The following is a 15,295-nucleotide window of genomic DNA, read 5'->3' on the forward strand; positions in this document are numbered from 1 at the left end:
CCCCGGACGCCCCGCAGTCAGCGCGCGGTCTGCTCGTGCACGTACTGGACGAGCCGGGTCAGCGCGTCAGGGTCCATGTTCGGCATGACGCCGTGGCCCAGGTTGAAGATGTGGCCCTCCAGAGCGGCGGCCTGGTCCAGCACCTCGCGGGTCTTCTCCTCGACCGCCGGGGTCGGGGCGAAGAGCACGGCCGGGTCCAGGTTGCCCTGGAGCGCCTTGCCGGGGCCGACGCGGCGGGCGGCCTCGTCCAGCGGGACCCGCCAGTCGACGCCGACGACGTCCGCCCCGGCCTCGCCCATCAGCCCGAGCAGCTCGCCGGTGCCGACGCCGAAGTGGATGCGGGGCACGCCGTACGGGGCGACGGCGTCGAAGACCTTCGCGGAGGCGGGGAGCACGGCGCGGCGGTAGTCGGCGGGGGCCAGGGCGCCGACCCAGGAGTCGAAGAGCTGGACGGCGGAGGCGCCGGCCTCGATCTGGACCTTGAGGAAGGCGCCGGTGATCTCCGCGAGCCGGTCCACGAGGTCGGCCCAGAGCTGCGGGTCGCCGTACATCATGGCCTTGGTGCGCTCGTGGTTGCGCGAGGGGCCGCCCTCGACGAGGTAGCTGGCCAGCGTGAACGGGGCCCCGGCGAAGCCGATGAGCGGGGTGGCGCCCAGCTCGGCGGTGAGCATCCCGATGGCCTCGGTGACGTACGGGACGTCCTCGGGGGTGAGGTCGCGCAGCCGGGCCAGGTCGGCGCGGGTGCGGATCGGCTCGGCGATGACGGGGCCGACGCCGGGCTTGATGTCGAGGTCGATGCCGATGGCCTTCAGCGGCACCACGATGTCGCTGAAGTAGATCGCGGCGTCGACCTTGTGGCGGCGGACCGGCTGGAGGGTGATCTCGGTGACCAGCTCCGGCATCATGCAGGAGTCGAGCATCGCGATGCCCTCGCGGACCTTCAGGTACTCGGGCAGCGAGCGCCCCGCCTGCCGCATGAACCAGACCGGCGTGTGCGGCACGGGTTCCCGCCGGCAGGCCTTGAGGAACGCCGAGTCGCGGGTGGCGTCGTTGCTGGCGGCGGTCGTCGTCTGCTGGCCCGTGGGGCTGGTGTTGGCACTCACGCACCAAATCTTCGCACGCATGGCGAAGGAGCCCGGCGCCGCACGGGTGTCTCTCCCTGCACGAGGCCCACGTTCCGCCTACTCTTCCCGGCATGGCTCCGGCTCAGGGACAGTTTTCCGATCATTCCGATGGCGCTGACAGCAAGGACGGTGCGGAGGGTCCTCCCGTCCCGCCCGCGTTCCGGTCGGCGGTCGACGCGCTGCGCTCGGCCCGGCTCCGCCCGGAGCTGGAGGTGGAGACCACGCGGCCCCCGCAGCGCCTGGCGCCCCACGCGTACGCCCTGGAGGCGGCGGTGGTCGACGGCGAGGACGATCTCGCGGACGGCCGGCTCGTCCTGTTGCACGATCCGGCGGGCCACGACGCCTGGAAGGGCGCCTTCCGGCTGGTGACGCTGGTGCGGGCGGAGCTGGAGCCGGAGATGGCCGCCGATCCGCTGCTGCCGGAGGTGTGCTGGTCCTGGCTGACCGGGGCGCTGGACGCGCGCGGATTGTCGTACGGGGAAGCCGGAGGGACGGTGACACGCGCCGGATCGCACTACTTCGGTGCGCTCTCCGCGCGCCGTCCGGCGACGCAGATCGAGATCCGCGCCTCGTGGACGCCGCGCGAGGGGCGCGGCGGGGTGCCGGACGCAGCGTCGCACCTGATGGCCTGGGGTGATCTGCTCTGCCAGATCGCGGGGCTGCCGCCGTCCGACCCGGCGGACGCGGCGGTGGTGACGCTGCCGCAGCGGCGCGGGCCGCAGGTTTCGTAACACCGCGTCACCCATTTCGCACATACGCCGACTCTCTTTTCGTACAATCGATCGCGCGTCCTATTTGCCCGAATTGTTACTCACCAAATCGTGATCTTCCTCTAAAGGAGGACGGGTCTGCTGCCGAAGAGGTCAATGACCCTTCAAGCACGGTTCGCCCCGGCTTCATCCCCCGAGCCGGCCCCCCGTCCCGCCACTCCCCCAGGAGGCCTGGTGTCCGTTCTCCTTGAGCAGCCCGCAAGCCTGGTCGCCTACCGCCCGAACAAGCCGACGGCCATGGTCGTCGTGGCCGACCCGCGCGTCCGTTCCACCGTCACCCGCCATCTGTGGGCCCTCGGAGTACGTGACGTCATCGAGGCGTCGTCCATCGCGGAGGCACGTCCCCGCGTCGGCAACCCGCGCGACATCTGCATTGCCGACGTCCACCTGCCCGACGGTTCCGGGCTGACCCTGCTGTCCGAGACCCGTGCCGCAGGCTGGCCGAACGGTCTCGCCCTCTCCGCCGCCGACGACATCGGCGCCGTTCGCAACGCCCTCGCGGGCGGCGTGAAGGGGTACGTCGTCACCGGCACCCGAACCAACATCGGCCACCCCGGCCGCCCCGGCGTCGCCCCCATCGGCGCCAACGCGGCCCGTATGCACCGCCGGCCCCCCGGGTCCCCGAGCCACCCGGGCGGCTACCGCGAACTGTCCGGACGCGAGGTGGAGGTGCTCCGCCTGGTCGCCGAAGGCCAGTCCAACAAGGCCATCGGCGTCTCGATGGGCCTCTCCGCCCTGACCGTCAAGTCCCACCTCGCCCGCATCGCCCGCAAGCTCGGCACCGGGGACCGCGCCGGAATGGTCGCCGTCGCCCTGCGGACGGGCATCATCCACTGACCCCCACCCCCGCCGGGACGTGCACCGATGCGTCCCCGGCTGGATTACGCGCATGGCCACCCGTCGACGGAACGTTCCGTCGACGGGTGGCTCGTATACACAGATACCCTTGACGCGTGACCGACGCCCAAGAGACCGCAGCAGACAGTTCACTGCGAACCACCGGGGGCGCTCCCCCGGACGACGTCGCCCCGGCGCCGATCCCCTTGCTCGAGCCTCGCGAGGGCATTCCCCCGGTGGTGGCCTCCGACGACGCCCTGGCCCGGGTGATCGCGGCCTTCGCCGCGGGCACCGGACCGGTGGCCGTCGACGCCGAGCGCGCCTCCGGCTACCGCTACGGCCAGCGCGCCTACCTCGTGCAACTGCGCCGCGAGGGCGCGGGCAGCGCGCTCATCGACCCGGTCGGCTGCCCCGACCTCTCCGGCCTGTCCACCGCCCTCGACGGCTCCGAGTGGATCCTGCACGCCGCGACCCAGGACCTGCCCTGTCTGCGGGACATAGGCATGGCTCCCACCTCGCTCTTCGACACCGAGCTGGCCGGACGGCTCGCGGGCTTCCCGCGTGTCGGCCTCGGCGCCATGGTGGAGAACGTCCTCGGTTACGCCCTGGAGAAGGGCCATTCCGCCGTCGACTGGTCCACCCGCCCGCTGCCCGAGCCCTGGCTGCGGTACGCCGCGCTGGACGTGGAGCTCCTCATCGACCTGCGCGACGCGCTGGAGGACGAGCTGGAGCAGCAGGGGAAGCTGGAGTGGGCGCGGGAGGAGTTCGACGCGATCGCCTCGGCGCCGCCCGCCCCGCCGCGCAAGGACCCCTGGCGCCGCACCTCGGGCATGCACAAGGTGCGCCGCCGCCGGCAGATGGCGGTCGTCCGCGAGCTGTGGAACGCCCGGGACCAGGTGGCCCAGCGCCGCGACGTTTCCCCCGGCAAGGTGCTCGGCGACGCCGCGATCGTGGAGGCGGCTCTCGCGGTGCCCGCCAACGTGGCTGCGCTCACCGCACTGCCGGGATTCGGCCACCGGATGGGCCGCCGGCAGTTGGAGCAGTGGCAGGCGGCCGTGGAGCGGGCGAAGGCGCTGCCGGAGTCGGAGCTGCCGCAGCCCGGCCAGCAGCCGGCCGGTCCGCCGCCGCCGCGCTCCTGGGCCGACAAGGACCCGGCGGCCGCCGCCCGGCTCTCGGCGGCCCGTACAGCAGTCTCCGAGCTGGCCGAGCGGCTCCACATGCCGCAGGAGAACCTGATCACCCCGGACACCGTGCGCCGGGTCTGCTGGGAGCCGCCGAAGACCCTGACGCCGAGCGCCGTCGAGGACACGCTCGCGGCGTACGGGGCGCGGAACTGGCAGATCGAGCAGGTCGGGCCGCTGCTCGTCCGGGCGCTCGACACCAGCGCCTGAGCCTCCGCGCGGAAGACACCCCCGGTCACCGGCCGGGGGTTTTCCGCTGTCCAGGCCCGGTTCGCCCGGCGAACCGATGGTCGAAATCGCGCCAGGTTCTCCGGCCTCTCCGCCGTCTCGCGGGCGCCTCGGCGGGTACGGGAGCGGTGTGACCTTCGACGCTCCGGCCATGGGGGGTGGGCAGTCTGGTTACCCGCAAGTAGCATGAGGTCAGGCGGCGCGCCCCACGGGCGTGCCCCGCAGCAGTGCCATCCCGCACCCTGGAGGAGAGCCATCGTGCCTCGTACCATCCGGGACGTCGTCTTCGTCGACGGCGTCCGCACCCCGTTCGGCAAGGCGGGCCCGAAGGGCATCTACCACGAGACCCGCGCCGACGATCTCGTCGTGAAGGCCATCCGGGAGCTGCTGCGCCGCAACCCGGACCTGGACCCCAAGAAGATCGACGAGGTCGCCATCGCCGCGACCACGCAGATCGGCGACCAGGGCCTCACCCTCGGCCGTACCGCCGGAATCCTGGCCGGTCTGCCGCAGTCGGTCCCCGGCTACTCGATCGACCGCATGTGCGCGGGCGCGCTGACCGCCGTCACCTCGACGGCCGGTTCCATCGCCTTCGGCGCGTACGACGTCGTCGTGGCCGGTGGCGTCGAGCACATGGGCCGCCACCCGATGGGCGAGGGCGTCGACCCGAACCCGCGGTTCGTGTCGGAGAAGCTGGTCGACGAGTCCGCCCTGTTCATGGGCATGACGGCGGAGAACCTCCACGACCGCTACCCCACGATCACCAAGCAGCGCGCCGACGCGTACGCGGTGCGTTCGCAGGAGAAGGCCGCCAAGGCGTACGCCAACGGCAAGATCCAGCAGGACCTGGTACCGGTATCGGTGCGCCGCACCAACGCCGAGGCGGGCGAGACGGGCTGGGGCCTGGTCACCGCCGACGAGCCGATGCGCCCGGGCACCACCATGGAGTCGCTGGCGGGCCTGAAGACCCCGTTCCGCGCCCACGGCCGCGTCACGGCCGGCAACGCCGCGGGGCTCAACGACGGCGCCACCGCATCGCTGCTCGCCGCCGAGGACGTCGCCCGCGAGCTGGGCCTCCCGGTCAAGATGCGGCTGGTCTCCTACGCCTTCGCGGGCGTCGAGCCGGAGGTCATGGGCTACGGCCCGATCCCGGCGACGGAGAAGGCGCTGGCCCAGGCCGGTCTGTCCATCGACGACATCGGTCTCTTCGAGATCAACGAGGCGTTCGCCGTGCAGGTGCTCGCCTTCCTGGAGCACTACGGCATCGCCGACGACGACGCCCGCGTGAACCAGTACGGCGGCGCGATCGCGTACGGCCACCCGCTGGCCTCCTCCGGTGTCCGGCTCATGACGCAGCTGGCCCGGCAGTTCGAGGAGCAGCCCGAGGTCCGCTACGGCCTGACGACGATGTGCGTCGGCTTCGGCATGGGCGCCACGGTCGTCTGGGAGAACCCGCACTTCAACGCCGACGGAGGCAACAAGTGAGCTCCACCACTGAGCTTCTGAAGGGTGCGGCCGAGCTGTTCCCCGGCGAGGTCGTCACGCAGGCGCACGTACGCCACCTGGACCTGCCGTCCGGCGCCGGGCGGTTCGCGCTCATCACGCTGGACAACGGCCTGGACCACACCAAGCCGACCACCTTCGGACCGCAGTCGCTGGCGAACCTGGACGCCGCGATCGACCAGGTCGAGAAGGAGGCCGCCGACGGCACCATCACCGGCGTCGGCATCACCGGCAAGCCGTTCATCTTCGCCGTCGGCGCCGACCTCAAGGGCGTCGAGCTGCTCGGCCGCCACGAGGACGCGCTCGCCATCGGCAAGGGCGGCCACGACGTCTTCCGCCGTCTCTCCGGCCTCGCGGTCCCGACGTTCGCGTACTACAACGGCGCGGCGATGGGCGGCGGTGTCGAGGTCGGTCTGCACTGCTCCTACCGCACCGTCTCCACCGCCATCCCGGCGTTCTCGCTGCCCGAGGTCTTCCTCGGCCTGGTCCCCGGCTGGGGCGGCTGCGCGCTGCTGCCGAACCTGATCGGCGCGGACCGCGCGGTCTCGGTGATCATCGAGAACTCGCTCAACCAGAACCGGCAGCTCAAGGGCAAGCAGGTCTACGAGCTCGGGATCGCCGACGCGATCTTCGAGGGCGCGGACTTCCTGGAGCAGTCGTTGATCTGGACCGCGGCCGTCCTCAGGGGCGAACTCGCCGTCGAGCGGCCCGCGATCGACCGCGGCGAGGGCTGGGACGCGGCCGTGGCCCGCGGCCGGGCCGTCGCCGACTCCAAGGTGCACGGCGCGGCCCCGGCGGCGTACCGCGCGCTGGACATCATCGCGGCGGCCAAGGACGGCGACCTGTCCGCCGGCTTCGACGCCGAGGACCATGCCCTCGCGGACCTGATCATGGGCGGCGAGCTGCGCAGCGGCATCTACGCCTTCAACCTGGTCCAGAAGCGCGCCAAGCGCCCGGCCGGTGCCCCGGACAAGAGCCTGGCCCGCCCGGTCACCAAGGTCGGCGTCGTCGGGGCCGGTCTGATGGCCTCGCAGCTCGCGCTGCTGTTCCTGCGCCGCCTGGAGGTCCCGGTCGTCCTCACGGACATCGACCAGGAGCGCGTCGACAAGGGTGTGGGCTACGTCCACGCCGAGATCGAGAAGCTGCTCGGCAAGGGCCGCATCAACCAGGACAAGGCCAACCGCCTCAAGGGCCTGGTCTCCGGTGTCCTGGACAAGGCCGAGGGCTTCGCGGACGCGGACTTCATCATCGAGGCCGTCTTCGAGGAGATCGGCGTCAAGCAGCAGGTGTTCGCGGAGGTCGAGGCGGTCGCCCCGGCGCACGCGATCCTCGCCACCAACACCTCCTCGCTCTCGGTGACCGAGATGGCGTCGAAGCTGAAGAACCCCGAGCGGGTCGTCGGCTTCCACTTCTTCAACCCGGTCGCGATCCTCCCGCTGCTGGAGATCGTGCGCGGCGAGCAGACGGACGACGCCTCGCTGGCCACCGCGTTCGGTGTGGCCCGCAAGCTGAAGAAGACCGCGGTCCTGGTGAAGGACGCCCCGGCGTTCGTCGTCAACCGCATCCTCACCCGCTTCATGGGCGAGATCCAGAACGTCATCGACGAGGGCACCCCGGTCGAGGTCGCGGAGAAGGCCGTCGAGCCGCTCGGCCTGCCGATGTCCCCGCTGGTGCTTCTGGAGCTGGTCGGCCCGGCCATCGGCCTGCACGTCTCCGAGACCCTGAACCGCGCCTTCCCGGAGCGCTTCACCGTCTCGCAGAACCTCGCTGCCGTCGTCAAGGCCGGCAAGCGCGGCTTCTACGTCTACGACTCCGGTGCGCCGGTCCTCGACCCCGAGGTCGCCGCCCTGCTCAAGCAGGGCGACACCGTCCTCACCGAGGAGCAGACCCGCGACCGCGTGCTCGACGCCGTGGCGCAGGAGATCGGCCTCATGCTGGACGAGGGTGTCGTCGCCGAGGCGCAGGACATCGACCTGTGCCTGATCACCGGTGCGGGCTGGCCCTTCCACCTGGGCGGCATCACGCCGTACCTGGACCGTGAGGGCGTCTCCCAGCGGGTGAACGGCAAGCCGTTCCTGGCGCAGGGCGTGGCGAGCGTCCCGGCCTAGCCTCCGGTACGGGAAGGGGCCCGGCGCACCGTACGGTGCGCCGGGCCCCTTTGCGTCTCGCTACGGCGTCAGCGTCCCGGTGCCGTGGTGCGGAGCACTCCCGGTGCGGCGCCCAGGTCTCCGACGTGGACCGTCACCCGTCCCCGCACGGGGACGCCGGTGCCCGGATCGAGGACGTAGTCGAACCAGTCGTACCCCAGGTGGCCGTGGAACGGGTCGTAGATCACCGATCCGTCCGGCTCGGCCGCGGTGACCCCGTGGCGGGCGGGGCCGACGCCGATGAGCCGTACGCCCTCCCCCAGCCCGTCGGCGAGGCCCTTGAGGACCCCTCGGTGTCCCGGCAGCAGCAGCATGCTGCGGCCCTGCGGGGGCAGGGCGGCGATCCGGAAGCCGCGGTCCTTGAGGGAGGCGGTCGTGGAGGTGAGGCCCGTGCCGTTGCCGGCGATGATGCCCGCGCGGAGGACGGGGACCAGGAAGGCGTCGGGCGGCACGTAGGCGTTCACCCGGAGGGTGAACCTGGCGATCCGCTCCACGCCGGGCGTGGTCGACGTGGCGTAGCGGTCGCCGGTGGGCAGCAGCTTGAGACCGGCCAGGTTCTCGATCGTGGCGACCCGGGTGAACGAGTCCGCCATCAGGTAGCCGTAGAAGCGGGCGCCGTCGCCCTCCGGGGTGAGGATCCACTCGCAGGCGATCTGCTCACCGGGCCGCACCGGCAGCGCGGGGTCCCGGTCGCAGCGCAGCTCCGAGCGGCAGACGATTTGGGGGTTGTCCTGCTGGACGCTGTGCAGGCGTGCCAGAGTGAAGGTGCTCATGGTTCTTCCGCCTCTCAGCCCGTGCCCAGGGTGCGTGCCTGTGTCAGCTCGTGGTGGGTCGCGTCGTCGAGCCAGGTCACCGCGTCCGGCGGGAAGTGCTCGCGGTCGAGGTCGACGGCCCAGTGCGCCGGAACGACCTGTTCCGCCACCAGCGAGTAGGCGACGAAGCGGGCGCAGGCTATGGCACCGGCCGGCGTCATATGGATGGGGTCGCGCAGCCCTTCGGGGAAGTTCGGGTGTTCGTCCGGCTCCAGGTTGATGAAGAAGGGCCGTACGCCCGCGGGCCCGAGCTGCGCCCACCAGTGGTGGCTCCGGTTGTACAGGTCGATGTAGGGGACGCTGCATTCGGCCGCCACGTCGGCCATCGCCATCGGGTACTCCGTGATGCTCCTCGGCAGGTTGCCGTGCACGTCGTGGGTGTCGCGTTCCGGCGGGCTGACGAGGACCGGGTGGGCGTTGCGCTCGCGGGCCCCGTCGATGAACGCCCGCAGATGCACGGGGTAGTCGCCGTAGGCCTCGCTGCGGAGCCACTTCTCCGGTTTGGCGTCGTTGATCCCGAAGCAGATGAGCAGGTAGTCGCCCGGGGCGATGTTCGCCAGGATCCAGTCGAGCCGGCCCCGCTCGTGGAAGGTCCGCGAGCTCGCCCCGGCCCGGGCACAGTTCACGACCTCGATCCCGGGGGCGAGGAAGAGGTGCAGCACCTGCCCCCAGCCGGTCATGGGGGCCATGCCGGCCTCGCGTGTCACGGTGGACGAACCACCGGCCAGGAAGATCCTGGGCGGCCGCGGCGGCTGATGGATTCCCTCAGACAGCACGCTCCCACCTGCCCTTCTCCTGGATGTGCGGGGCGCCGTGGAGGCCCGCGTCGGCGAGCGGTGCCACCTCGGGGGCCGGCAGCAGCTCCGCCACCGGGCCGGACGGGCCGAGGGCGATGGCGCCGGCATCGCCGAGGGCGTCGATCTCCCCGTACACCCGCTCGCAGTTCCCGCCGCCCCGGTGCGCGAAGAAGTACTCGGCGCGCTCCCGGTAGGGGCTCTGGACGGTGAACTTCCGGGCCATGGCCGCGATGATCTCGTCGACGGCGGTGTCGACGGTGCGGCAGACCGGGCCGAAGCCGTCCTCCGACAGGTTGAAGTAGCCCCGCTTGTAGTGCCGTCCGTAGAAGTCCTCCTCGTCGAAGGGGACATGGACCAGCGGGATTCCCATGTAGGCGACGTCGAAGAAGACCGAGGAGTAGTCCGTGACCATGAGGGAGCACTCCTTCATGGCCTGCTGGACGTTGCGGGTCTTCGGGTCGGCGACCTGGATGGCGGGAGAGTCCAGGCGGAAGTGGTGCAGGTGCGGGCGGATCTCGTAGTGGGGGAAGAACTCCAGGTCGACGCCGAAGTGTTCCAGCGCCTCGGCGAGCCTCCGGTCGGAGAGCAGCGACCGGTAGAACCGGAAGTACTCGGACTGGGTGAAGGCCGTCTTGGCCGGTCCGGCCGCCTTCTTGTAGGAGGCCGTCACGATCCACTGCCGCCAGGTCGGCATGAGCAGGATCCGCGGCCGCTCCGTCGCTTCCCGGCGCAGGGCGTCGAAGCGGGGCAGGCCGGCCAGCACCGCACGGTCGCCGAACCCGGCCTCCAGCGCCAGGTACTCGCGTTCCTGGCGGCCGGCGGCGACGATCAGGTCGTAGCTGGTGATCCGCTGGTCGATCCCGGACGTCACGTCGTTGTAGCTGATGCCGTGCGTGAGGAAGACCCGCTGGTACTTCACCAGCTCGCCGAAGCGGTGCAGGAAGAGCACCTTCCGGTAGCCGTCGGGCACCAGATAGGACTCGGAGTCGTACGAGCCGATCAGCTTGGTCGCGTGCAGCAGGTACATCCGGTGCTTGAACGAACCGAGCTTGAGCACCCTGCCGAACCCGGCGACCTTGGCGTAGTCCGGGGACTTCCCGTCGATGACGTAGTACGCCTTGCGGCGCTTGCGGTTCGTCCGGATCCACTTGAAGAAGTGGTACGAGTTGTCCTGGGCGGTGTCCGACCGCTCGCCGATGAGCCAGATCTCCCGGGAGTTGAGGAAGGGGTAGGTCAGCCAGTAGGCGAGCCGCATCCGCCAGCCCGGGTTGCGGGTCCTGAGGATGCGGATCTCGCGGGCCGTGCGCCACAGCGCGTGCTTGGCCCGGGCGCGGAGCCACCGGTCGACGAGCCGCAGGTGGAGCGCCTCCTGCCCGCCGATGGTGAGCATGTAGGGGTGCCGGCCGATCCGCCCGGGGCCCTTGAGCCGGTGGAGCGGCAGCCGGGCCTTCATGACGACGTTGCGGTGGCGCACCCCGTCCACCCGGTGGACGCGGAGCCGGAAGTCACCGACCCCGAAGCCGCCGCGGACCAGGTCCACGAGGGGGATCTCGGCGTACCAGCCGGCGTACAGGTCACGGTTGTTGCGGGTGTTCCACAGGTCGCGGCGGGCCACCTGCCGCAGCGGGACGCTGATCTTGGCCTTCGCCGTCTGGTGGACGAACTCCAGCCGGTTGTGCAGGGGGCCGCTGATGTCCATGCCGGGGAAGGCCATGCAGCCCTCCACCACCAGCACATCACCGCGGGTACGGACCGACTCCACCACGACGTTGGGGTCGTTCACCCGGGCGGCCCGGGTGTTCCCGGCACCGCCGTCGAAGGCGCGGTGGAACCCGTCGTCGTCGATCTCCAGCCGCAGGGGCGCCGCGGCGAGGGCGGGCGCCGGATCGCGGAAGAGCTCCAGGTTGCCGCTCTTGGCCGCGTAGTGGTCGAGCTGCTGGGCCGGGTTGGTCGCGTACTCCAGGATGATGTCGTCGGGTATCTCCGCGTAGTGGCGGTGGATGTCCGGGAACATCTCCTCCAACTGCTTGCGGCCCATGACGCTGCGGGCGTTGCAGAGGAAGCCCTTGTAGGTACGCGTCACATAGCGCTGGAACATCCGCCGGATGTCGGCCGGCTCGGTGACGGTGTAGTTCAGCAGGAAGTGGTTGAGCCGCAGGTGGTCCCGGTAGTTCGCCGGCTTGCTCCACAGGGAGTCCATGATGGACGACCCGTCCGGGCGGCCCCGGTAGTAGTAGACCGGCCGGTCGACGATGCTGATCGCCTCGGCCCGCAGCATGCTCGGCAGGGTGACCCAGGCGTCCTCGAAGTGGACCCCCTCGCCGAAGCGCACCCCCAGACGCCGCAGCAGGCCGGTGCTGAACACCTTGTTGCAGGCGGACCCGCTGAAGACCAGGTCCGGCACCGAGGCCAGGTCGTCGATCCGGCGGTCCCCGCTGCCGAAGTACTCCTTCCAGGGGCCGTAGGGGCGGTCCGGGAAGTTCACCAGGTCCCCGACGACCACCTCGGAGCCGTCCCGCCAGGCGGCCTGGAGCATCAGGGACAGGGCCTGCTCGCCGAGGATGTCGTCGGAGTCGAGGAAGGTGACGTAGGGGGCGGTGACGAGGTCGAGGCCGTTGTTACGGGCGTTGCCGAGCCCGCCGTTCTCCTGGTGCACCACGGTCACGTTGGCGTAGTGGCGCGCGAAGTCGTCCAGGATCCGCGGGGTCTCGTCGGTCGCTCCGTCGTCGACCAGGATGACCTGGGTGGCGGCGAAGCCCTCCTGGGCCGCGATGGAGGAGAGGCAGTCGTCGAGATACTGGGCGACGTTGTAGCAGGGGACGACGACGGCCATCTCGAAGGGGTGGTCCTGGGTGGCGAACGGCCGGTGGAGCCGGCCGCGCCACCACATCCACGGTGCGCCGGGGTCGTTCTGCGCGGACTCGAAGGTCCGGCGGCCGGCGGTCGCGGCGCGCAGGGCCAGGTTGCCGCTGACGGTGCGGTAGCCCTCGAACTCCTCGCCGTCCGAGGTGAAGCCGAGCCCGCCGAGTTCGGCGTCGCGGACGTTGAGGGGGGAGCGCGACCGGGTCCGGTTCCATTCGACGACGAGGGAGACGTTCCAGACGGTGCTGTCCGCGTACGTGTCACCGATGAGGGCCGCAAGGTCGACCGCCCCGCCGAAGGAGACGAAGCGGTCGTCGATCTCGACGCCCGGGACGGGGGCGGTGATGTCCTTCTTGGTGTGCCGGTTGCGCACGGCCAGGGTGAGCTTGAGGTCGTCACCGGCCTTGATGCGCCCGAACCGGTTGACCAGCCGGCCCTGGAACCGGAACTTCGACGGCGCGTCCAGCGACCAGGTGTCGAGCTGGGCGAAGAGCGGCTCACGGGCGAGCTTGTCCTGCGTCAGCCCGAGCTCGGTGACGTCGAGCATGCGCCGGGCGTCCGGCAGGTGCAGGTGGTCGCCCGACCAGTAGACGCGGCCCTCGTCCTCCAGGAGGAAGGATGACAGCACGCTCTTGCGCTGGGCGTAGTCCAGCGTCGTCAGCGCCGCCTCGATCTCCTGGTACATGACGAGGTACGCCCGCACGCGGTCCACCGGGTCGCACAGCTCGAAGGCCTCGTCGCTGACCGTGCGGAGGTAGCTGCTCGCGATCTCGGCGAAGCCCTGCTGGAACTCGGGGTCGCCCTCGGAGAGCGCCCGCATGTAGAGCCGGAGGTCGTGCGCGAGGAACTTGGAGTCCTTGCGCACCTTGAGCTGCCACAGCCCCCGGTCCAGGAGAAAGGCGTCGGTGGCTCGGTGCACGGCGACCCGGTCCGTGATGCTGCGCAGCTCACCGGTGCGGCCGGTGATGGATCCGCCGTCGGGCTCCCACATCCACCGGTACACGGGGTCGGTGACGATGGTGATGCCGTCGGCCAGGCAGCCCGCGACGGTGGAGAAGTAGGTGTCCTCGTAGAACACTCCCTCGGGGAACCAGACACCCGATCCGCGCAGGAAGTCCACCCGGTAGAGCTTCGCCGCCGCGATGGGGTCGGTCAGCATCAGGGGGAACTCGGCGAGGCCCGGCACCGTACGCGCCATCGCGTACACCTCCGGTGCCCATCCCTCGGTGTCGCCGGTGGCCCGGTTGACCCGGACCGCCCGGCCGGCGGTGATGTCGCTGCCGCTCTCCAGGGCCCCGGCGAGCAGCAGTTCGCACGCCCGCGGCGGCAGTTCGTCATCCGCGTCCAGGAACGTCACGTACCGGCCGGCCGCCTGTGCGATGCCCAGGTTGCGGGGCGCGCCGACACCGCCGCTGTTGGTGGGCCTGCGCAGCACGCGGACCCGGTGGTCGTCACCCGCGAAGCTCTTCACGACGTCGAGGGTGCCGTCGGTGGAGGCGTCGTCGACGACGATCACCTCGACCAGTTCGTACGCCTGGTTGACGGCCGACTGGAGGGCCTTCCCGATCGTCGTGGCCGCGTTGTAGGCGGGGATGACGACGGTGACCCAGACGTCGGGGGTGTCCTGTTCGTAGCTCATCGAGGCTCCCTCACTCGCCCGGGTGACCGTGCTGCTGCGGCTGGTGGGTGTGGGGGGCTGCGTACAGGGGCCGGATCCGGGTCCGGGTGGCGGCCCCGTGGTCGTAGGGCCGCTCGTAGGCCTGCGGGACGTCGTACGCGTACGGCGGCGGCCACTCGTCGCGGACCGGCGGCTCGTAGGGGTCCGTGTAGGGCTGGTCCGTGTAGGGCTGGGGGTACGGGTGGAAGCCCGGGTCGTCCTCCGGCTGCGGGTTCAGCAGCTCGGCGTCGGCCAGGATCTGTTCCGGCACCCCGCGGCGGTGCCGGCCGCGGTGGAGGTGGGGGGATATGGTCCCGGACGTGCTGGGGGCGTTCGCGTTCAGCTCGGCCATGACCTGGGTGAAGTCACGGGTGGAGAGCCAGAACTTGTACATGATGATGAGCTCGAAGAGGCCCATCAGCACGGCCGATACCAGGACCGTCATCAGGATCTGGCCGATCAGCGGGCCCACGATGAAGATGAACATCTGGAACTCGATGCCGCTGATGAGGTGCGGCCTGATCCGGCTGCGCAGCAGGGCCTGGCGCACCCTGCGGTACCAGGGGAACCGGTGGCGGAACTGGGCGTGCAGGTCGACGACCTGGCCGGCGCCGGCCTGCTTGAGCAGCTCGGCCTCGGCCTCGGGGTGGTCGCGCAGGAGGTCCTCCATGAACTGGACCTGCGGCGCCTCCTCGTCGGCCCGGGAGGCCTCGGCGGCCCGTTCCGCTTCCCGCTGCTCCTTGGTGACCTTTTCGATCTTCGCCCGCATCGACATGCGCATCTTGTAGATCTGAAGGGCGTCGACATAACGGAGCATGTCGAGGAAGACCACCGCCAGGGCGGCGAGGAGAAACCTTTCGTCCTCGGTGCGGAGGTACTGGCCGCCCATCAGGGCCAGGGCGCAGAACAGCACCCGGATACGGTCGAAGACGTAGTCGAGCCAGCCGCCGAAGACCGTGCCGTTGCCCTTGAGCCGCGCGAGCTTTCCGTCGATGCAGTCGAGGATGAAGCTCAGGTGGTACAGCGCCGCCCCGATGACGAGGGACTGCGTGTCCCCCTTGAGGAAGAACCCGGCCGAGCCGAGGCCGATGAAGAGCGCCGCCCAGGTGACCCGGTTGGGGGTGATGAAGTCGAACCGCGCCATGACGATGAGCATGCGGGTCGCGACCGGGTCGACCAGGGCCACCGTCCACCAGGCATCACGTTTCTTGCAGGTGAGCTTCTGGACAGCACGCAGGGAGAGTTTGGCCATGACCCCTCAGTCACGAGAACGACGGCGAACACCCCCCGGGCCTCGCACAGGGGGCCTCCATGTTCACGTAACCCCCGTGGGCTCTTCACATGAGAGACACGTGGACTTTATCAAAACCTGAACAG

The 15,295-nt window shown here is 70.7% G+C and carries 10 protein-coding genes; 5 read left to right on the forward strand and 5 right to left on the reverse strand.

The window, feature by feature from the left end:
* Positions 1–17: 17 nt before the first annotated feature.
* Positions 18–1,103 (reverse strand): uroporphyrinogen decarboxylase, encoded by a 1,086-nt coding sequence (hemE, locus tag ACFWRT_RS09415; RefSeq protein ID WP_380951649.1) that lies wholly within the window; start codon positions 1,101–1,103, stop codon positions 18–20.
* Positions 1,104–1,195: 92 nt separating this feature from the next.
* Here hemE and ACFWRT_RS09420 point away from each other — a divergent pair, with 92 nt between their 5' ends.
* The 5 genes from ACFWRT_RS09420 (at position 1,196) to ACFWRT_RS09440 (ending at position 7,751) form a co-directional block, all read left to right on the forward strand.
* Positions 1,196–1,855 (forward strand): DUF3000 domain-containing protein, encoded by a 660-nt coding sequence (locus tag ACFWRT_RS09420; RefSeq protein WP_380951650.1) that lies wholly within the window; start codon positions 1,196–1,198, stop codon positions 1,853–1,855.
* Positions 1,856–2,068: 213 nt separating this feature from the next.
* A complete protein-coding gene (locus tag ACFWRT_RS09425) occupies positions 2,069–2,731 on the forward strand; it encodes a helix-turn-helix transcriptional regulator (RefSeq protein WP_018491682.1) in 663 nt (220 codons plus the stop codon).
* Between the two features lie 116 nt (positions 2,732–2,847).
* Entirely contained in the window at positions 2,848–4,122 is a 1,275-nt protein-coding gene (locus tag ACFWRT_RS09430; RefSeq protein WP_380951652.1) for an HRDC domain-containing protein, read from the forward strand.
* A gap of 276 nt (positions 4,123–4,398) precedes the next feature.
* Positions 4,399–5,625: a thiolase family protein gene (locus ACFWRT_RS09435; RefSeq protein WP_380951653.1), complete on the forward strand. Its 1,227-nt coding sequence runs from the start codon at positions 4,399–4,401 to the stop codon at positions 5,623–5,625.
* On the forward strand, positions 5,622–7,751 hold the full coding sequence (locus ACFWRT_RS09440) for a 3-hydroxyacyl-CoA dehydrogenase NAD-binding domain-containing protein (protein WP_380951654.1): 2,130 nt from the start codon (positions 5,622–5,624) through the stop codon (positions 7,749–7,751). Before ACFWRT_RS09435 ends, ACFWRT_RS09440 begins: the two co-directional genes overlap by 4 nt.
* A 68-nt stretch (positions 7,752–7,819) precedes the next feature.
* On the opposite strand, the gene ACFWRT_RS09445 is transcribed toward ACFWRT_RS09440, so the two are convergent.
* Genes ACFWRT_RS09445 through ACFWRT_RS09460 form a run of 4 tightly spaced genes read right to left on the reverse strand, consistent with a single transcriptional unit; the run spans position 7,820 to position 15,170 of the window.
* Positions 7,820–8,563, reverse strand: coding sequence for a hypothetical protein (locus ACFWRT_RS09445; RefSeq protein WP_380951655.1), 744 nt, complete (start codon positions 8,561–8,563; stop codon positions 7,820–7,822).
* A 14-nt stretch (positions 8,564–8,577) separates the two neighbouring features.
* The gene (locus ACFWRT_RS09450) at positions 8,578–9,378 is read right to left on the reverse strand and encodes a rhamnogalacturonan acetylesterase (protein WP_380951656.1); all 801 of its coding nucleotides are present in this window, start codon (positions 9,376–9,378) and stop codon (positions 8,578–8,580) included.
* Entirely contained in the window at positions 9,368–13,900 is a 4,533-nt protein-coding gene (locus ACFWRT_RS09455; protein ID WP_380951657.1) for a bifunctional glycosyltransferase/CDP-glycerol:glycerophosphate glycerophosphotransferase, read from the reverse strand. The genes ACFWRT_RS09450 and ACFWRT_RS09455 overlap by 11 nt, the downstream gene beginning before the upstream one ends.
* 10 nt (positions 13,901–13,910) lie before the next feature.
* Positions 13,911–15,170 (reverse strand): CDP-alcohol phosphatidyltransferase family protein, encoded by a 1,260-nt coding sequence (locus ACFWRT_RS09460; protein WP_380951658.1) that lies wholly within the window; start codon positions 15,168–15,170, stop codon positions 13,911–13,913.
* Between the last annotated feature and the right edge of the window lie 125 nt (positions 15,171–15,295).

Source organism: Streptomyces cyaneofuscatus, assembly GCF_042718795.1.
Classification (GTDB): domain Bacteria; phylum Actinomycetota; class Actinomycetes; order Streptomycetales; family Streptomycetaceae; genus Streptomyces; species Streptomyces cyaneofuscatus_A.

What these genes read in the sequence shown, in the direction of transcription:
- ACFWRT_RS09460 (WP_380951658.1), bottom strand. Translation starts at nt 15,170, where the DNA reads ATGGCCAAACTCTCCCTGCGTGCTGTCCAGAAGCTCACCTGCAAGAAA.
- ACFWRT_RS09420 (WP_380951650.1), top strand. Translation starts at nt 1,196, where the DNA reads ATGGCTCCGGCTCAGGGACAGTTTTCCGATCATTCCGATGGCGCTGAC.
- ACFWRT_RS09445 (WP_380951655.1), bottom strand. Translation starts at nt 8,563, where the DNA reads ATGAGCACCTTCACTCTGGCACGCCTGCACAGCGTCCAGCAGGACAAC.
- ACFWRT_RS09455 (WP_380951657.1), bottom strand. Translation starts at nt 13,900, where the DNA reads ATGAGCTACGAACAGGACACCCCCGACGTCTGGGTCACCGTCGTCATC.